This window comes from Curtobacterium sp. NPDC089185, from assembly GCF_040685235.1.
Lineage (GTDB): Bacteria > Actinomycetota > Actinomycetes > Actinomycetales > Microbacteriaceae > Curtobacterium > Curtobacterium citri.
In genome coordinates, this window is the sequence record NZ_JBFBHK010000003.1 from 125,190 (window position 1) to 142,856 (window position 17,667).

20 protein-coding genes are annotated in these 17,667 nt (G+C 69.9%); 9 read left to right on the forward strand and 11 right to left on the reverse strand.

All coding sequences use genetic code 11. From position 1 onward, the window contains the following. Positions 1 to 53: 53 nt before the first annotated feature. The 3 genes from sdhA to AB0N84_RS04125 all read left to right on the forward strand — a co-directional run bounded on the left by sdhA (position 54) and on the right by AB0N84_RS04125 (position 3,335). Positions 54 to 1,847 (forward strand): succinate dehydrogenase flavoprotein subunit, encoded by a 1,794-nt coding sequence (gene sdhA, locus AB0N84_RS04115; protein WP_069712215.1) that lies wholly within the window; start codon positions 54 to 56, stop codon positions 1,845 to 1,847. Continuing rightward, the gene (locus AB0N84_RS04120; protein ID WP_066655113.1) at positions 1,847 to 2,620 is read left to right on the forward strand and encodes a succinate dehydrogenase iron-sulfur subunit; all 774 of its coding nucleotides are present in this window, start codon (positions 1,847 to 1,849) and stop codon (positions 2,618 to 2,620) included. Before sdhA ends, AB0N84_RS04120 begins: the two co-directional genes overlap by 1 nt. A gap of 70 nt (positions 2,621 to 2,690) precedes the next feature. Beyond that, positions 2,691 to 3,335: a TNT domain-containing protein gene (locus tag AB0N84_RS04125; RefSeq protein WP_182046571.1), complete on the forward strand. Its 645-nt coding sequence runs from the start codon at positions 2,691 to 2,693 to the stop codon at positions 3,333 to 3,335. Between the two features lie 74 nt (positions 3,336 to 3,409). Here AB0N84_RS04125 and AB0N84_RS04130 read toward each other — a convergent pair whose 3' ends face one another. The 3 genes from AB0N84_RS04130 to AB0N84_RS04140 all read right to left on the reverse strand — a co-directional run bounded on the left by AB0N84_RS04130 (position 3,410) and on the right by AB0N84_RS04140 (position 5,656). Then, positions 3,410 to 4,018 (reverse strand): DUF805 domain-containing protein, encoded by a 609-nt coding sequence (locus AB0N84_RS04130; RefSeq protein WP_363543926.1) that lies wholly within the window; start codon positions 4,016 to 4,018, stop codon positions 3,410 to 3,412. Continuing rightward, positions 4,015 to 4,659, reverse strand: coding sequence for a DUF805 domain-containing protein (locus AB0N84_RS04135; RefSeq protein WP_363543928.1), 645 nt, complete (start codon positions 4,657 to 4,659; stop codon positions 4,015 to 4,017). The genes AB0N84_RS04130 and AB0N84_RS04135 overlap by 4 nt, the downstream gene beginning before the upstream one ends. 64 nt (positions 4,660 to 4,723) lie before the next feature. Beyond that, positions 4,724 to 5,656 carry an NADP-dependent oxidoreductase gene (locus AB0N84_RS04140; protein ID WP_182046572.1) on the reverse strand — a complete coding sequence of 311 codons (933 nt, stop codon included), beginning with the start codon at positions 5,654 to 5,656 and terminating at the stop codon, positions 4,724 to 4,726. A 52-nt stretch (positions 5,657 to 5,708) separates the two neighbouring features. On the opposite strand from AB0N84_RS04140, the gene AB0N84_RS04145 reads away from it, so the two are divergent. Continuing rightward, positions 5,709 to 6,389 (forward strand): hypothetical protein, encoded by a 681-nt coding sequence (locus tag AB0N84_RS04145; protein WP_363543931.1) that lies wholly within the window; start codon positions 5,709 to 5,711, stop codon positions 6,387 to 6,389. Between the two features lie 1,246 nt (positions 6,390 to 7,635). Here the strand turns inward: AB0N84_RS04145 and AB0N84_RS04150 are convergent. The 3 genes from AB0N84_RS04150 to AB0N84_RS04160 form a co-directional block, all read right to left on the reverse strand. After that, positions 7,636 to 7,890: a hypothetical protein gene (locus AB0N84_RS04150; RefSeq protein ID WP_363543934.1), complete on the reverse strand. Its 255-nt coding sequence runs from the start codon at positions 7,888 to 7,890 to the stop codon at positions 7,636 to 7,638. 28 nt (positions 7,891 to 7,918) lie between these two features. After that, the gene (locus AB0N84_RS04155) at positions 7,919 to 8,071 is read right to left on the reverse strand and encodes a hypothetical protein (RefSeq protein WP_363543937.1); all 153 of its coding nucleotides are present in this window, start codon (positions 8,069 to 8,071) and stop codon (positions 7,919 to 7,921) included. A 226-nt stretch (positions 8,072 to 8,297) separates the two neighbouring features. After that, positions 8,298 to 8,567 carry a hypothetical protein gene (locus AB0N84_RS04160; protein ID WP_289457472.1) on the reverse strand — a complete coding sequence of 90 codons (270 nt, stop codon included), beginning with the start codon at positions 8,565 to 8,567 and terminating at the stop codon, positions 8,298 to 8,300. Positions 8,568 to 9,150: 583 nt separating this feature from the next. Between AB0N84_RS04160 and AB0N84_RS04165 the strand changes: the two genes are divergently transcribed. Continuing rightward, a complete protein-coding gene (locus AB0N84_RS04165) occupies positions 9,151 to 9,792 on the forward strand; it encodes a TNT domain-containing protein (protein WP_182046577.1) in 642 nt (213 codons plus the stop codon). A gap of 66 nt (positions 9,793 to 9,858) precedes the next feature. Here the strand turns inward: AB0N84_RS04165 and AB0N84_RS04170 are convergent, their stop codons facing one another. The 5 genes from AB0N84_RS04170 to AB0N84_RS04190 are packed head-to-tail and all read right to left on the reverse strand — an operon-like array spanning position 9,859 to position 13,702. Next, on the reverse strand, positions 9,859 to 10,419 hold the full coding sequence (locus tag AB0N84_RS04170) for a hypothetical protein (RefSeq protein WP_182046578.1): 561 nt from the start codon (positions 10,417 to 10,419) through the stop codon (positions 9,859 to 9,861). Beyond that, entirely contained in the window at positions 10,416 to 12,638 is a 2,223-nt protein-coding gene (locus tag AB0N84_RS04175) for a TNT domain-containing protein (protein ID WP_363543942.1), read from the reverse strand. The genes AB0N84_RS04170 and AB0N84_RS04175 overlap by 4 nt, the downstream gene beginning before the upstream one ends. Further along, on the reverse strand, positions 12,635 to 13,018 hold the full coding sequence (locus AB0N84_RS04180) for a DUF6507 family protein (protein ID WP_363543945.1): 384 nt from the start codon (positions 13,016 to 13,018) through the stop codon (positions 12,635 to 12,637). Before AB0N84_RS04180 ends, AB0N84_RS04175 begins: the two co-directional genes overlap by 4 nt. Before the next feature lies 1 nt (position 13,019). Then, a complete protein-coding gene (locus tag AB0N84_RS04185; protein ID WP_069712203.1) occupies positions 13,020 to 13,337 on the reverse strand; it encodes a pore-forming ESAT-6 family protein in 318 nt (105 codons plus the stop codon). Positions 13,338 to 13,366: 29 nt separating this feature from the next. Next, positions 13,367 to 13,702 (reverse strand): hypothetical protein, encoded by a 336-nt coding sequence (locus AB0N84_RS04190; RefSeq protein ID WP_069712202.1) that lies wholly within the window; start codon positions 13,700 to 13,702, stop codon positions 13,367 to 13,369. Positions 13,703 to 13,861: 159 nt separating this feature from the next. On the opposite strand from AB0N84_RS04190, the gene AB0N84_RS04195 reads away from it, so the two are divergent. Genes AB0N84_RS04195 through AB0N84_RS04210 form a run of 4 tightly spaced genes read left to right on the forward strand, consistent with a single transcriptional unit; the run spans position 13,862 to position 17,667 of the window. Continuing rightward, on the forward strand, positions 13,862 to 14,953 hold the full coding sequence (locus AB0N84_RS04195) for an FHA domain-containing protein (RefSeq protein WP_363543948.1): 1,092 nt from the start codon (positions 13,862 to 13,864) through the stop codon (positions 14,951 to 14,953). After that, a complete protein-coding gene (locus AB0N84_RS04200; protein WP_182046582.1) occupies positions 14,950 to 16,071 on the forward strand; it encodes a DUF6177 family protein in 1,122 nt (373 codons plus the stop codon). Before AB0N84_RS04195 ends, AB0N84_RS04200 begins: the two co-directional genes overlap by 4 nt. After that, the gene (locus tag AB0N84_RS04205; protein WP_069712200.1) at positions 16,055 to 16,303 is read left to right on the forward strand and encodes a hypothetical protein; all 249 of its coding nucleotides are present in this window, start codon (positions 16,055 to 16,057) and stop codon (positions 16,301 to 16,303) included. Before AB0N84_RS04200 ends, AB0N84_RS04205 begins: the two co-directional genes overlap by 17 nt. After that, a complete protein-coding gene (locus AB0N84_RS04210) occupies positions 16,300 to 17,667 on the forward strand; it encodes an EsaB/YukD family protein (protein WP_363543952.1) in 1,368 nt (455 codons plus the stop codon). Before AB0N84_RS04205 ends, AB0N84_RS04210 begins: the two co-directional genes overlap by 4 nt.

Genomic DNA, 17,667 nt, shown 5'->3' on the forward strand with positions numbered 1-17,667 from the left:
GAGCACGCCGCGCACACCCCTGCCAGCGCGCTGACCCACCCTGAAAGGCCCCAGTGACCGAGACCACCGTCCACCACCACCAGCACGACATCGTCATCATCGGCGCAGGCGGCGCCGGCATGCGAGCCGCCATCGAGGCCGGCCCGAAGGCGAAGACGGCCGTCATCTCGAAGCTGTACCCGACGCGGTCGCACACGGGCGCGGCGCAGGGCGGCATGGCCGCCGCCCTCGCGAACGTCGAGGAGGACTCGTGGGAGTGGCACACCTTCGACACGATCAAGGGCGGTGACTACCTGGTCGACCAGGACGCCGCCGAGATCCTGGCGAAGGAGGCGATCGACGCCGTCATCGACCTCGAGAACATGGGGCTGCCGTTCAACCGCACGCCCGAGGGCAAGATCGACCAGCGGCGCTTCGGCGGGCACACCCGCGACCACGGCAAGGCCCCGGTGCGACGGGCCTGCTACGCGGCGGACCGCACGGGCCACATGATCCTGCAGACGCTGTTCCAGAACTGCGTGAAGCTCGGCGTCGAGTTCCACAACGAGTTCTACGCGCTCGACCTCGTCATGGTGGACGTCGTGGGCGAGGACGGCGTCACGCGCCAGCAGCCGGCCGGCGTCGTCGCGTTCGAGCTCGCGACCGGCGAGCTGCACGTGTTCCACGCCAAGGCCGTGATCTTCGCGACCGGCGGCTTCGGCAAGATGTACAAGACCACCTCGAACGCGCACACCCTGACCGGCGACGGCGTCGGCATCGTGTGGCGGAAGCGCCTGCCGCTCGAGGACATGGAGTTCTTCCAGTTCCACCCGACCGGCCTGGCCGGCCTCGGCATCCTGCTCACCGAGGGTGCCCGCGGTGAGGGCGCCATCCTCCGCAACGCCTCGGGCGAGCGCTTCATGGAGCGGTACGCCCCGACGATCAAGGACCTCGCACCGCGTGACATCGTCGCGCGCTGCATGGTGCAGGAGGTCGCCGAGGGTCGCGGCGCCGGACCGAACAAGGACTACGTCCTGCTCGACTGCACGCACCTGGGCGCCGAGGTCCTCGAGACCAAGCTCCCCGACATCACCGAGTTCGCCCGCACGTACCTGGGCGTCGACCCCGTCGTCGAGCCGGTCCCCGTCATGCCGACCGCGCACTACGCGATGGGCGGCATCCCGACGAACACCAAGGCCGAGGTGCTGTACGACAACACCACGGTCGTGCCCGGCCTCTACGCCGCCGGTGAGTGCGCCTGCGTGTCCGTCCACGGCTCGAACCGCCTCGGCACGAACTCGCTGCTCGACATCAACGTGTTCGGCAAGCGCTCCGGCAACAACGCCGCCGAGTGGGTGCAGACCGCCGAGTTCCTGCCCCTGCCCGAGGACCCGGCCGCCGGCGTTCGCGGCATGCTCGACCAGCTCCGCGCCTCGACCGGCACCGAGCGGATCGCGGTGCTCCGCAAGGAGCTGCAGGACGAGATGGACAAGAACGCCCAGGTGTTCCGCACCGACGAGTCCCTCGCGAAGATGACCGAGACGATCCACCAGCTGCGCGAGCGCTACCTGAACATCTCCGTGCAGGACAAGGGCAAGCGCTTCAACACGGACCTGCTCGAGGCGGTCGAGCTGGGCTTCCTGCTCGACCTGGCCGAGGTCGTCGTGTTCTCGGCGCGGAACCGCAAGGAGAGCCGCGGCGGCCACATGCGTGACGACTACCCGAAGCGCGACGACGAGAACTACATGCAGCACACCATGGCGTACCTGACGGGTGACCCGCACTCGTCGCTCGCCGACGACCACATCACGCTGGACTGGAAGCCCGTCGTGGTGACCCGGTACCAGCCGATGGAGAGGAAGTACTGATGACCGACACCCTGGTCTCCGACAGCCCGCGCACCGACACCGTGCAGAGCGCCCCTCCCGGTTCGTTCCCGGTCACGATCATCGTCCGCCGGTTCGACCCGGACGTCGACGACGAGCCGCGCTGGCAGGACTTCGACGTCATGATGCTCCCGACGGACCGCATCCTCGACGCGCTGCACCAGATCAAGTGGGAGCAGGACGGGTCGCTGACGTTCCGGCGCTCGTGCGCGCACGGCGTGTGCGGCTCGGACGCGATGCGCATCAACGGCCGCAACCGGCTCGCGTGCAAGACCCTGATCAAGGACCTCGACGTGTCGAAGCCGATCTACGTCGAGGCGATCAAGGGCCTGCCGCTCGAGAAGGACCTCGTCGTCGACATGGAGCCGTTCTTCCAGTCCTACCGCGAGGTCCAGCCGTTCCTGCAGGCGTCGAGCAAGCCGGAGAAGGGCAAGGAGCGCGTGCAGTCCGTCGCCGACCGCGCCCGCTTCGACGACACCACGAAGTGCATCCTCTGCGCCGCGTGCACCTCGTCGTGCCCGGTGTTCTGGACGGACGGGCAGTACTTCGGCCCGGCCGCGATCGTGAACGCGCACCGCTTCATCTTCGACTCCCGCGACGACTCCGCGAACGTGCGCCTCGACATCCTCAACGACAAGGAGGGCGTGTGGCGCTGCCGCACGACCTTCAACTGCACTGACGCGTGCCCGCGCGGCATCCAGGTGACGAAGGCGATCTCCGAGGTCAAGCAGGCAATCATGCGCGGCGGCGTGTGAGGCCTCCTCGCACCGCCTTCGCGGCGGCGTCTCGGCGAACGGCATGCAACCGGCCGGTAGGCTCGCGCGCATGACGTTCGCGGAGACCCGCCCCATCCTGGACCAGCTCGGCTACACGATCCGCTACGTGCAGCTCCCCGGCGAGACGCTCACCGAGCCGCCGGTCGAGGGGGCGCTCCGCGTCGTCCCCGCCGAGGAGCACGGTGACTTCGCGCTCGAGGTCGTCGACTACGGCACGGCCCGTCGTCTCGCCACGGCGCGCGGCGAGGCCGACGCGGTGGAGATGCTCCGCCGGTTCCTCAACCGGGCGTTCCCGGCTCCGCGGGACATCCCCCGGCACGAGCTCGACGGGTTCCGCGACCGTGCGGCGACCACGTACCCGCAGCTCGCGCAGCAGGTGGCGCAGGCCGGTCCGCAGGGGCTCACCATCCAGGTGCCGGCGGGTGTGCCCGTCGACCGCGTCGGCGGTCCGGACGGCTACCTCCTCCACCCGCTCGACACCCCGCTCCCCCAGCGGTCGCTGCCGCCGCACGTCGCGGCAGCGCCCGAGGTGCACCGCTACCTGGTGGAGCGGCCGTTCATGGTCACGGTCACGTTCGTCCAGCCCTGGTTCGACCAGCCGGGAGGCGCGCTCCGCTTCCAGACGGCCGACCGGTCCGTCACGGTGCGCGATCTCGTCGTGGACGGCTCCCTGGTCCGCCTCCGGGTGGTCTGAACGCCGCTCGACCCGCGACACGACGAAGCGGCCCACCCCTCTCGGGGCGGGCCGCTTCGTCGTGTCGCGGTCGGTCAGGCCGGCGGGCGGGGTGCGTCCGGCTGGTCGTACTGCGCCCCGGCGGGGCTCGGCTCGAGGCACCCGAACACGATGCCGGCGACCCCTGCCGCGAAGGAGATCAGCCAGAACGGCCCGGCGAGACCGGCGTCGTGCACGCGGCGCCACCCGAGGGCGAGGGACGGGATGAAGGTCGCGAGTCCCCACAGGCCGAGCAGTCCGAGGAACAGGAACGCGACGCCGGGGAACCCACCGGTCGAGGTCGTGGTCCCGTACTCGTCCGTCGTGGTGGCGTCGGACACCCAGACGATCAGCGAGGCGACGTACGCACCGAGCAGGACCACCACGACGATGGCGTTCGCCAGGTACCACCACCAGAACTCACTGCGGCTCGCGCGGCCGTCGAAGCGGGCGTACTTCTTCCAGAACCGGGTGAACGCGTCGAGGAATCCCGCTCCGTACCACGGCGCCCAGAGCGGCGGGGCTCCGCTCTCGTCCCGCGGGATCGGGAGCTGCTGCTGGTACTGCGGGTACGGCTGCGGGTAGGGCTGGCCGGACGGCTGCTGCTGGCCGGACTGCTGCGGCTGCTGGTACGGGTTCCGGTCGTGCTGCTCGCCGTTCGTCACCGCGATCCCTCCGGTCGGTCGAACCGGGCGCCCGCGGGCTTGGAGTCGAGCAGGTAGAGGACGAGGAGCGCGATGCCGCCGAAGAACGGGACCAGGCCGAGGAAGAAGAACGGACCCGCCAGGTTCGCGTCGTGCAGTCGTCGCCACGCCAGCGCGAGCGAGGGCAGCACGATCGCGAGGATCCACAGGGTCCCCACGTACCCCATGATCAGGTAGAGCGCGGACGGCTCGGTGACGACCGTCTCGACGCCGGACGGCGTCGTGTACGTCTCACGGCCGGACTGGGCGAAGCCGACGCCCCAGACCACTCCCAGCACGATCGAGATCCCGACGTTCCAGAGGTACACCCACCAGAACTCGCTCCGGCTCGCACGCCCGTCGAAGCGGACGTACTTCCTCCAGTAGCGCGCGTACGCCTGGACGAAGCCGATGCCGTACCAGGGCGCCCAGAGCGGAGGGCGCCCGTCCGACCCCACCGGCGCGGAGCGCTCGAACAGCGCCGCGTCCTGCGGTCGGTACTGCGGCGGCTGCTGGTACTGCGGCTGCTGGTACTGCGGCTGCTGGTACTGCGGCTGCTGGTACTGCGGTGCCGACGGTGGCTCGGTCGGTCCCGGTCGGTCGGACGGTCGTTGGTCGCTCACGTGATCCCCCTCGTGGTGTTCGGTCGTGCGACGTACCCGTCGAGTCAACCAGAACCGAGCACCCTCACGGGATCAGTGCGAGCTTCCCGCCCGGGTGCTGCGACTCGAGCACCTCGGCGGCGTCCTTCGCGTCGGCGAGCGGGAACGTGCGCGCGACGGGCACCTCGAGCTGGCCCGACGCGGCGAGGTCGATCAACCGCTGCCGGACCGAGTCCCGGAAGGCCTGGCTCTCCGGCTGCGAACCGCCCACGGCCGCGAACCCGTCCTGCTGCGCGCGGCCGAAGGCCGCGATCGTCACGATGCGGGACCGGTCCGCAACGAGTGCCAGCGAGACGTCGACGGCCTCGTCGGTCCCCACGCAGTCCAGGGCCACGTCGACACCGGAGGGTGCGAGGTCACGGATGCGCGCCTCCAGGCCGTCGCCGTACGCGACCCACTCGCCGCCGAAGCGGCGGACGGTGTCGGCGTTCCGCTCGGAGGCGGTGCCGATGACGCGCGTGCCGAGCGGACGGAGCAGCTGGAGGACGGCCACGCCCACCGCACCGGACGCACCGTGCACCAGGACGGTGTCGCGTCCCTCGGCGCGGGTGACGCGGATCATGTCGGCGGCGGTGGTGCCGGCGAGCAGCAGGTTCGCCGCCTGCGGGTGGTCGAGCGACGCGGGCTTGGCGAAGACGTCGGCGGCGGGGACGGTGATGCGCTCCGCCCAGCCGCCCTCGACGCGGAAGGCCAGGACCTCGTCGCCGACCGCTCCCCCACCCGACGCGATCTCGGTGTCGGGGCCGATCGCGCTGAGGACGCCGGAGACCTCGTACCCGACCGGGATCGGCAGGTCGGCCGGGTCGCCCTGGCGGGTGTGCTTCGTGTCGGCGGGGTTCATGCCGGCGGCGCGGACGTCGATCGTGACCTCGCCGGTGCCGGGGGCGGGCACCTCGGTGTCGACGTACTCGAGGACCTCGCTGCCGCCGAACTCGGGGGCGACCCAGTGCTTCGTCATGAGGGGGACGGTACGCCGCTATCCTGCTGGCGTGACGAGCCGCGATCGGGCCATGAGTCTCCAGTTCACGTTCCGGCACGACGGGGCGCTGCTCCTCGAGCTCATGCGGGACTGGTACGACGCCATCGACTCGACGGTCGTGCACGTCGACGACGAGGACCGGATCCGGGCAGTGCTCCGATGGTGGATCGCGTCTGCACCGCCGGTCGCGCAACGACGCGCATCGTTCCCCGCGTGGAAGAAGTTCGGATCCGGTCCGGCGTATGCCATCAGGGTCACGAAGGAACGCAGTGACGATGCGGTGCAGCTCGGCCAGGGCTCAGACGCCGCGTCGAGAGGCTTCGAGAAGTGCCTCGCACACGGGCCGGTGGACCCGACCTCGCCAGCGGCCGAGTCCTTCGTCGGTGCAGTCGCGCAGGGCGCGCCGCGGCTCTTCCGTACCGGCCAGCAGCGCGCCGAGAAGCGGCTGGCCGGCGGGATCTACGTGGAAGTCCTCCGCAGCTACCTCGAGGAGATGCAGCACTTCGTCGACGCCAGCGACCAGAACCACGCTTACCACGAGGTGCGGGCTGGCATCGGTTCGATCCTCGACGACGAGCGCTACCTGACGCTCTCGCCGCGGGGCGAGGTACGAGCGCTGTACGCGGCGCTGGTGGCGGAGCAGAGCAATCTGTACCAGTGGTACATGGATCTGGCGAAGGGCGGGAACCAGTGGTCCCGGGGCGCTCGCTGACCGAAGCTGCCCGTCGCCACACTCCGACGACAGGTTCTCCGTGGGCCGCTCAGATCAACGCTTCTCCTTACTCCGACGCCATTCGATGAGACTCACTGAAGCGTTCACCCGAGACACGAAGTCCTTCAAAGCCGACTCGTAGTCGGCGTGTTCGTGCACGGCTTCTTCCGACGCTCGTTCGTCGGTCGTCGAGACCACCCGACGCCCGTCAACCTCGTAGATGGATGACACATTCATGTCGTTGTGCGGGGCACGCAGCCAGTTGAAGCCGATTCCCGCGGACTCCGCCACGACCAAGTGTCGCGTTGCATCGATCTCGTCCGTGTGCCATGTCCTTCCTGGTCCAACTCGCGTGACAGGCCCAGTACTTCGAGCGTCTCTACCGGCAGGGGAAGCCTGATCTGGATCCCGCCGCCGGGACCGGCGAACCGGGCGGAGCCAGCAATCTCGCGCTGCAAGGTCGTCATGGCCGCAAGGTCATTCCTGGATCCTCCCCATCGGTCCCACTCTCGAAGGAGTTCAACAGTCTCGAGGAGGACCTGTCGTCCTCTCGAAAGGGTGCGCTTCCGACAGCAGAGCGGGTAGCGCGTCTCCGCTGAGCGGTGCCTTTCGCAGGCCGCACCGATCAGGAAGAACTCTGCACGATGTCGGCGGCAATGGCGTCGGCAAGCTCCCGGTCGATCACGTGCGAACCGCTGTTGCATGCGCGGGAGGCGCACGTACTTCTCCAAGGCCTCAGATTCATCGTCGAAGTACCGGATACCTTCCGCCGATCCGCGCTCCGACGTCACGTAGACCCTGAACTTGTTGTCGACCTCGTACACGACTACTCGATTCGGTGCCGCATGAGGGTCGGTGAACCACACGCCCGCACCAAGGCCCTCACGCGCGATCGGAGTTTCGCCTCAGCCCTGTTCACTGAATCCTCTCGATCAGTCCTAGCTCTCGAAGGAGTTCATTCGCTATCGACCGATCGAGGATCCCGAGTTTCTTGAGGTCGGTGACGATGGCGGAAGCAAGTGGATCGCTCTGCTTGAAGAATCGCAGGTGCAGTCCTCCGCCAGGACGCCCGAAAGACAGAACAATCTCACTAACGGTGACCCTTGCTTTCGTCCTCATCCCTTGAGCGCCAGGCTGCTCAGGATCAAGAAGCCGTCCTTCGGCACCCAGCTTGAGTGTCCTGAGCCGACCCCACCCACCGTCGCAGCGTGATCCGCCGCCTCGCCTCGCCTCGCCTCGCCTCGCGTCAGCGGACCACCCCGCTGGCGATCAACTCCTTGAGGTCGCGCAACAGCGTGATGAACATGTCGAGCGCTTCCGGCTCCTTCCCGTAATCTCGCGCTCCTACTTCCACCGCTCGTTCGTCCGTCGAGATGACTCGGAACCCGCCGCCCGTCTCGTAGATCGCGACGGCATCCGGCTCACCATTCGGTCGTCGGAACCAGATGGCACGCTCGAGACCCTCGCTCGCGATGATCTGCTTGGCTGAAGCCCGGTCCATGGTGTCCTCTCGTTGGCCTTCGCCGTTCTCAGAATTCTTCGATGAGTCCGAGCCGTCTCAGCAACTCGACCGTCATCGGCATCTCGACTTGGCGGCCGCCGCCGCGCGCACCGAAGCCTGGAGCGATCTCACCCTCCCACGCGCGCCCCAGGTCCTCGAACGAGGAGTTGAAGCGACGCATGATCCGGTCGACGTCGGCGCGAACTGCGTCCGGGGCCGCATCGTAGTAGTGCTCGATGTCCGAAAAGTCTCCGATGACGCGATATCGCCGGTACTGCGAAGGATCCTCAAGGTACGTCAGGGAGCGTTGATCGTACGTGTACGGCCCGGACGCGGGGGAGGATGGACCATCCCTTCCGGTGGCCGGTGCTGCTCACCGAGATCACCCAGGGTGGGCGTCGCCAGCCTCAACGACCAAGGAGCCTCTTGCGGAGTTCTCCGTACCGAACGAGCCCCTGGACACGGCTCACGAAGTCGTCCACGGCCGCTCGGCGGTCGACGTAGTCGTGCACGGATTCCTCCGTGGCCCGTTCGTCCGTCGTTGACACTCGCCAACCGTGGATCGTCTCGTAGATGCAGGCAGTGTTCACATCGTTCGAGGGCTGTTCCATCCAGCGGAAGGGCACGCCCGCGGCCTCCGCCGAGGAGAGCTCGCGCGTGGCGTCGATGTCATCCATGGGATTCCTTCTTCTCGTCATCAAGGGAGTTCGCGGAGTATGCCGAGGACCTGCAGGAACTCGACGGGCAGTGCGAGTTGCACTCGCACTGCACCTCCAGGAGAACCGAAGCGATCAACTGCTGCAAGCTCGCCTGGGTAGGTCTCGAGCGTCTCCAGGTCATCTGCGGTCTTGCCTCGACCTTGGAGGAATGCGTCAATCAGTTCCTTGTGGTCACCTTCGAGCGAATCGTACGCACCTCGGAGGTCACCGACACCGCGCGGGACTTCGTACTGGTGGTACTGCCGTCCATCTTCGAGGTGCCGAACTCGGGGGCGACCCAGTGCTTCGTCAGGAGGTGGACGGTGCGCCGCGAGTCTGCTTGCGTGAGGAACCTCCGTCGACCGCTTCGCGCGGGGAACGAGCCTCTGCGTGGCTGCGCGCTGCGTCGATGACCAACGAATGTCCTCGCCCCCAGGGTCCGCCGATTTCGTGAGCGCGCTCGTTCCCCAGAGCCGCGCCGGCAGCAGACCAGCCGCTCCGACGACGGCTGCCCGTTGCTGGGCTCGTTGGGTGACGTTTCAGCAGTCGCTACGCTGATCGGGTGGCATTCTCTTCGCTCCGCGAGCAACTCGATCGCTCCGGGTTCACCGCACGGTTCGTCGCGCTTCCCGGTGATGTCCTTGACGGGCCACCGTTGGAAGGGGCGCTCCGCATCGAGCCGTCCGAAGCTGGCTTCGAGTTGCAGTGCGTGGATTACGGCCAGGCGCGGCTGATCGGACGCGCAGAGGACGAGGACAGCGCAGCGGAGATGCTGCGGACCTTCCTCCGCCGGCCGATCCCTGCGCCCCGAGTGATGACACGCCGTGAACTCGACAGCCTCCGAGACTCGTCTGAGCGGTACCTCCCCGCACTGGCCGGACAGATCCAGTCCAGCGGCGGTGCGGTCCTCATTCAGCTCCCCCCAGGAATCCCCGTGGACCGAGTCGGTGGTCCCGACGGCTGGCTGCTCAACCCGTACGCTGCATCATTCGAATCGCGAGCGCTTCCGCCGACAGCGCTGTCACTACCCTCGACCGTGCACCCGTACGTGACGATGGACAACGTCCTCGTTCACGCTCAGATCACACTGCCCTGGTTCGGGCATCCCGGCGGCGCGATCCGCTTCTCGATCGCCGAGGGTGCAGAGACGATCCGTGACCTGCTCGTCAGCGGCGCGCTGCAGAGGATCGTGGTTCAGGACTGAACCGACGAGATCGCGATGCTTCCGTCACTCATGGCAGCATCGCGCTGTGCCGCGCGCTCCGGTGGATCAGCGGGACGACCGGGGCTCACAGCGCGAAGTAGGCGACACCGCGGCCGCGAACGCTGCGCGTGCATCGAGCTGGAGCGCGCAGTCTTCGATCTCATCCACGCGCATCCGCGCAACAGTCGAGAAGTGCAAGGCAGAGACGGTCGGGCTGGGGCCGCCGAATCGGGCGCAGCGTTCGATACCGGAAGCCGCCCAGGTGAGAAGGACACCGTCGCCGTCTGGTTGCAACGTGAACCCCTCCGACAGCTCATGCTCTTGGTCTGGAAGCCAGTGCGCGATGGGTAGGCCGAGGGCGTCACGGATGTACCCGCACGCGTCCGTGACGATCCAGCGTTCCGCGTCTGCGGCCGACTCGAAACGTGTACCGGTCAGCGCACCCGACCCCCGACTGCCACGCCATTCGATCACCTCGCCGTTCGACGGTGTGTATCGCTGCAGCGTTTCGTAGTCGCCGTACTGCACTCGCTGCGGCTCGCAGATGACGAGGTCGTTCCCCGCTCTCCGCAGCACGTCCTCAAGCAGGTCGAGGTCAACAAATTCCCCCGCTCCGTGCACCGTCATGACAGGATCCCTTCATTCTTGAGCTGCTTCACGGAGTAGAACTGCAGCGGATCTCCCGGCCTGAAGAACCGCACCTGCAGTCCACCGCCGGGATGTCCGAACGCCGGAGCGATCTTGCTGACCTCGATCTTCAGCCCCTTGCCTTCGAACGCGGCGGCATCGAAGTCGTACTTCGAGTACGCATCGCTGAGGTTGGACGGCGGCAACGCACGCTCTTCGAACGATGTCCCGGGGAAGGAGAAGAAGTTCCCGGACTCCTTGCCGAGCCGGTCCAGCTGCGAACCGTACTGCTGCACGAACAACTGCGGGTCCGTCCAGTCGACGCGGTGGCCGGCAACAGCTCCCGCGTTGCCCGGGTACTCCGGCGCGTAGGACTGGTACTGCCCGTTCCAGTCGATGTACCGGTCTTCCCAGTCATCCCGGGTGAGGTAGTTCCCGTCGGCGTCCTTGCCGTAGGCGCCGTTCGGGTTGCCCCAGTCATCGACGATGGCCCGGACCTCGTCGCTCATCCCGGAGCCCGTGTAGTTCGGGTCGTCCGGCGGTCGGTACTGCTCACCGAGATCACCCAGGTGAAGATGCGGCTGACCGTAATCGGCCCGCACTCCGTCCCCTCGGTTCGTGTCGTCGCGCTCCCAACCGGGTCCGCTGGCATCGTCGGAGAACACCGGGTCAGTGGACCGATCGTACTGGTGCGGGGGCGGCGGGTCGCCGGCTCCGGCATCAGTTCCGTGCTCACGGCCACCGGAGGATCCCCCGGACCCGTCCGTCGGCGCATCGGTCCCGTGACCACCGCCACCGCTCGATCCCGAGTCGGAGCCGCCGCCGTGGACCGCGGCGCTCTCACCGTGCCCGCCACCGACCAACGCCGGCTCGCGCACGGGTGCCGGCGCGTTCGACTCCACGCTGTCCGTGTGGGCGTGCGCATCAGCACCGACCGACGCGTCCGCGTTCCCCTCGGTCCGCACCGGAGGCCCATCGGCTCTGCTCTCCGCGTCGACGTGCGTCCCCTGCCGCCACTCCTTCAGGTTCGTCGTGAAGTCGGCGATCTTCGTCCTGAACCCGTCCGACACGTGTTCGAAGCCGCGTCCGAGCACCGACTTCAGATCGGTGAGCTTCGGCAGGACCTTCGTCAGGCCCTTCGACGCCCAGGCCCCGGCATCCGCGAGTTCGAGCAGCCGATCGGCCTTGCTGATCCCCGACGCGATCGATCCGACCCTGCCGGCGGTGCCGGCCTTGCCCGCGACGTTCGCCACGGGGATGAGGATCGATCCGACGTTCCAGAGGGACTCGCCGAACGCGGTCCCGGGGTCGTCAGCCCACTTGTCCCAGGCGACCGTGCCCTTTCCCATCGCCTTCCACGTCTCGCCGGCGAGGTCGCCGTCGCCCCACTCGCCGGTCTCCTTGTCGTAGCCGACCAGCCCACCGAGGCTCTGCCATGTGTCCGTGAAGTTGTCCGCGCTCCACTTCCAGTCGCGGATGCCGACCAGTTCGCCGAGCCCGCCGATGGTCCCCACGAGGACGCCGTCCCACACGACGCCCTTGACCATCTTCGGCAGGAACCACGTCGTCTTCTCCGCGCAGGACTCCTTGCGCGACTCCGCCGTCCCCCACGGCAGCTCGGTACCCATCGGGAGTTCGTCGTACCCGTAGCCCAGCGACTCGTTGCCCGCTGCACCGATGGCGTGCAGCGGCGGCAGGCCGTTGAGGGCGCGGATCGCGTTCGCGCACTTCCGCTCTGCCGCCTGGTACTCGACGACGCGGTTCGCCACCCCGTTGATGATGTCGTTGTTCTCGCCGTTGAGGGTCTCGTCCTGGTCCCACGACTCGGTCTGCGTGACCGGTCCGTCCATCGTCTGGAGCGTGACCGGCTGGAAGGCCGCGACGTCGCGCACCAGCTGCTCCGCGCGGACCTTGAACGCCTTGAGCTTCGCGACGATCGGGGTGACCTCGTCGACGAAGTCGTCGAGTGCGCCTGCGGCGGTGTCGAGGTCGTCCCCGAACGCGGTGCCCTGCGGTCCGATCGGGGTCATCACCGCGAAGAGCTCCTGGTCACTCGGCCCCTCGTACGAGCCGGAGATGCGCCCCCACGCGGTGACGATGTCCGCCGTCCCGTCACGGACCGCGGACGCGACCGTGCGGAGCTTCGTCGCGCCGCTCGTGATGCCACTGAGCACGACGTCGGTGTAGGGGATCGCCCCCGGCTCGACGACCGCGTTCACCGGTCGAACATCCCGTCGAAGGCGTCGAACTTCCCGTCCGAGGCAGCCGCGACCGCGTTCGCCTGCGCCGTCTCAGCACCCATCTCGTCGTCCCCCTGCACGATCGCCTGCGTGGCGCCCGCCGCGCCGTAGAGCGATGCCCTGATCCGGTCCTGGATCCCGGTCAGCGTGGCCTGCCGCTCCTCGAAGAACCCGGCGAGCGCCTCACCGATCACCTGGGACTGCGCCGCCGTCGCAGCGTCCTGCACGACCGCGCCGACGCCCTGCACGGATCCGTCCTCGGATCCGCCCAGAGCGTCGGTCATCGTCGTGCTCTTCGACGCGACGTCCTGCAGGACGGCCCCGACCCCCGCGGGGTCGACCCGCCAGCCGTCGACCACGTCAGCCGATGTTGCCGACGGCCGACTTCGCCTTGCTGATCGCCGACTGCGCCGACTCGTCGTTCGACTGCAGCGAGGAGCGCAGCGTGGCGATGATCTGCTTGACCTCGCCCGCGACGGTGTTCCACCGCTGTTCCTTGGCGTGGTACTCGTCCGACACCCCGTCGGCCTGGTAGTCCGCCATCGCGGCCTTGACGTCGGAGTCGCGCTGGGCGATGAGCGCCTCGAGCTGCGCCGCGACGGCGTTGAAGTTGTCCTGCGCGTTCTGCGACGCCGCCACGTCGTAGTCGCGACGATCTGCCTGGTTGCCACCGCTCATGGTGTGTCCTCCCTCTCCCCGGAGATCCGTCAGGCGCGACCGCTGAAGCGGGCCGCGTCGAAGTTGGAGCTGCCCTCGAGCGAGCTCGTGGACTGCGCCATGTCCTGGTCGCCCTCCTGGAAGGAGCGGTCCATGCCGGAGATGCCCTGCAGGACGCTCGCGAGGGCGCCGTTCAGCTCGTTGGCGATGGTGTCCGTCTCGGCCTTGAAGCGGTCGAAGGCGGCACGGCCGGCACCGTTGAACCGGCCCTGGAGCGGTTCGGCCGAGTCGGCGAGGCGACGGACGAGCGTGCCGAGGTCCCCCGAGGCACCGGACGTCTGCTTGGTCAGGTTGGTGAGGACCTGGGCCCCCATGGCGAACTTCATCGCGCATCCTCTCTGTCTGTTCCGTCATCCGTGCTCCGGACGACGGCTCTTCCCCCACCCCGTGAACGGGTGACAGCGAACGCCAACACCATAGTCCACAGGCCAGCACGAGTCACCCCCTCGGTCTGACATGATCGACGTGCCGATGGGAGGTGAGGCATGTCGTTCGTCGTCGAGACGGTCGTCCCCGTGACGACCTGCGGACGGTGCGGCGCGCCGTCGTCGCCCGGGCAACGGTTCTGCACCGACTGCGGTGCACTGCTCGGCCGTACGGTGAGCGGCGCCGAGCACGACGCACTGCGCGACGTGGTCGTCGCGACCACGGGAGCCGTCACCCTGGCCCGCCTGCTCGACGTCGTGACCTGCCTGCTCGGCGGTGCGCTCGGCGCACTCCTCCTCGTCCTCGCGCACGCGGTCGTGTCGCCGGCCGGACCCGTCGTGTCCCTCGTGGTGGGTGGAGTGGTGGGCGTCGTCGTGACGGCCGCGGTCGTGGTGGGCCGCGCCTCCAGGACGGGGCGTGGACCGGGTGGGCTGATCCTGCGGACCCGCGTCGTCGACGTCGACGACGCGCTGCCGGCCGGACCCTCCACGCAGGTGGGTCGTCTCCGACGTGGCCCGCACCACGTCGCCGCCGCCGGGCCCTGGGCCCGCGCGACCGGCACGCTGACCGCGTCCCTCCGTCGCGGACGTGATCCGCTGACGCCGTCGCTCCCGCCGCTCGGCACCGCCTTCGGCGCCGTCGCCGCGGCAGGGGTCCGCCCCGTCTCCGCACCGGCACACGACGCCGACGGCCGGACGGGAGGCCCGGGTGCGGCCCTCCACGACACCACCCGTCGCGCGGGTGCAGCGGACGGCACCACGGTCGGCCCCGCGACCGCCGCGTCGCCCGCGGCACCACCGACCGAGCCGGCGCCCGACGACGCCGTCGTGCTGCGCTTCGACTCGGGTACCGTGCACTGGTTCCACGGCACGTGCGTCGTCGGGCGCAACCCCGAGGCCGAGCCCGGCATCGCGGTCGTCGCGGTGCCCGACCTCTCGCGCACCCTGTCCAAGACGCACGTCGCCCTCGTGCAGTCGGGCAGCGGACTCCTCGTCCGCGACCTCGGTTCCACGAACGGCACGTCGGTGGTCCGCGTGGACTCCTCCTTCGAGGACCTCGTGGCCGGGGTCGACCTGGCCGTGTCGGCGGGCACGACCGTGCGCATCGGCGACCACGCGTTCGTCGTGGACCGGATCGGGAGCCCCTCGTGACCGCGTGGCTCGACCGACCCCGCCGGAAGGACGCCCGGGACGACCGGCCCGAGGCCCCGCACCCGCTGGTGGACTCGGCGGGTGACGGGAGCATCCGTACCGAGAGCCGTGCCGCCGTCGTCCGGCTCGGCCGCGCCCAGGCAGACCTGCTCGGACGGGCGGCGACCGAGGGGGCTCGCCCCGTGCTCGTCACCGACGGACTGTCCGTGCTGACCGAGGCCTACCGCCAGGCGCTGACCGACGCGGGCGGCGCGTGGGCGGTCCGCGGCGACGACGGCCTGCGCAACGGGCTCGACGGCGGACGGCTCGAGCACTTCACCGACGCCCTGCGGCTGCCGCCGCCGACGAGCGTCGAGGACGTCGCGGTCGGGTTCCTCCGGCCGCAGGAGCTCCGCACCGAACAGCTCGTCGTGTCGGTCTCCGTCCGACACCGTGCCGCTGCGGAGACCGTGCTCGGCACGACCGCCGAGCTGCTCGCGACCGAGCTCGCCGGCGGGGCACCGTCGGGATGGGGCACCCACGAGCCGGCCGGACGCCCGTGGGACCGTCGCGCCCTCACGGAGGCGGCGCGGAGTCGCATGCCGGACCCGACCCGGCTGGTGGTCGTCGGCTCCGCGGACGCGCCCGTCGCCCTCACCGTCACGGCCCAGCGCACCGACCTCGGCGTCGAGGAGCTCACGACCGGGCTCCTGGCGGTCGGACCGGTCGGCGGGGACGTGACGGCCGTCCGGGTCGCCGCGGTGCCGCAGGTGCTCGGCCGGCTCGCCGCCGCGCAGCTGCCGCTCTTCGCGCTCGTCCTCCGCCGCCCCGGGCGTGCGGACCTCGCCCAGGCACCGCGCCTGGCCGCCGCCCCGCGTCCCGTCGCGATGCTGCTCGGTGCCCCGGCAGTGCGGGACCTCGGCCTCGACGTCGAGGTGTTCCGCGAGCGCTTCGGCGCGATCGTGGCGGGCAAGCCCCGGATCCCCGCGCTCGTCCTGCCGTTCGGTCGACGCGACGGTGCGGACGCCGTCGAGGAGCTGGCCGCGGTCGTCGAGCACGTCGGCGCGGACCGGGTGGCCGATGCGGTCGGCCTGGACGACCGCACGAGGGAAGAGGTACGCCGTGCCACGGAACAGTGACGCCGTCCTGCTCGAGAGCGTCGCGACGCACCGACGCCGGCTGCGGCAGGCGTTCGTGCTCGGCCGTCTCGCCGACCGACGGGTCGTGAACGACAACGTGAAGCGCTTCGTCGGCAGCATCGTGCTCGCCGCGGTCGTCGGCGTCGGGTGCCTCGGGTACTCCTTCGTCACGAACGCGCTCGCCGAGCAGGCCGCCGCCCAGCAACGACAGCAACAGGAGATCGTCAAGTGACCGACTTCACCCGGGTGACCGTCGTCGGGGTCGGGCGTCGTGCCGACGTCGTCGTCGCCTCCGACGAGCCCTTCGCCGGACTGCTGCCGCGGTTCGTCGACATCCTCGACGAGCCCGTGGCGGACAGCGCGCAGCCGGTGGCGATCGTGCGCGTGACCGGGGAGGAGGTCTCCCTCGCCGAGGACGCCGCCGCGCAGGAGATCGCCGACGGCGAGGTCCTGCACCTGGTCCGTCGCGCGGACGTACCGCCGCCGCCCGAGGTGTCCGACGTGACCGACGCCGTGGCCGACTCGCTCGGCCGTCGGCAGGACGGCTGGGGCGACGCCGCGCGTCAGGCCGTCGCCGCCGTGGCCCTCGGGGCGTCGGCGTCCGTGGCCGGGCTGCTGCTCGTGGCCGTCTCCACCGTCGCGAGCATCCGTGCGGCGCTGGCCGGCGGGTCGGCGTCGCCGGCGGTGGTGCCCGCGGTGCTCGTCGTGCTCGGCGTGGTCCTGGCGCTGGCGGCGGTCGTCGCCGGCCGCGCGGGCGCTCGGTGGACCGGCATCGCCTGCACCGCCGCGGCGACCGGCCTCGGCCTGCCGCTGGGACTCGCCGTCGGGCCGCTCGTCGGTCGTGACGGCGACGGTCCGGCGATGACCGCTGCGGTGGTGCTCGTCTGGGTGTGGCTCGCGCTCGGACTCGGCCTCGGGGTCGGAGCGCGGAACCGCTCGGTCGGGGTCGCGTCGGTCGTCGGTGTCGTGCTGCCCGCACTCGGCATGGTCACGTGGACCACACCGGCCCCGCAGGCGGCCGGTTGGGGTGTCGTCGCGGTCGCCGCCGTCGCGGTGTGCGGCCTGCTGCCCGCCCTCGCGATGTCGTCGGCGGGACTGACCGGACTCGACGACCAGGTCGGTTCCGGCACCAGGGTGCAGCGCGAGCGCGTCGTCCGGGCCCTCGACGACTCCTACCGCGCGCTCGACTGGACGACCGCCGCGGTCGCCGCACCGCTGGCGCTGTCCGGCGCAGCGCTCCTGGCCGACGGCGACCCGGCGGCCGTCGGGCTCGGGACGGCGACGGTGCTCGTGGCGGCCCTGCGCACCCGCGCGTTCCCGCTCGCGCTGCAGGGCGTGCTGCTCTGGAGCGCCGTGCTCGTCGCCGCGGTCCTCGGACTCGTCGCACACGCCGTCACGCACCCGGTCCTCGTGCTCGCGCTCCTGGCGGGCGTCGCCGTCCTCGGTGCGGTGCTCGCCGGCGTCCGACCGGCGGCGCACACCCGGGCTCGGCTGCGCTCGGCCGGCAACGTCCTCGAGACGATCGCGGTGGTCGTCCTGCTCCCCCTGCTGCTCGGGACCTTCGGGCTGTTCGAGGCACTCCTGGAGACGTTCTGA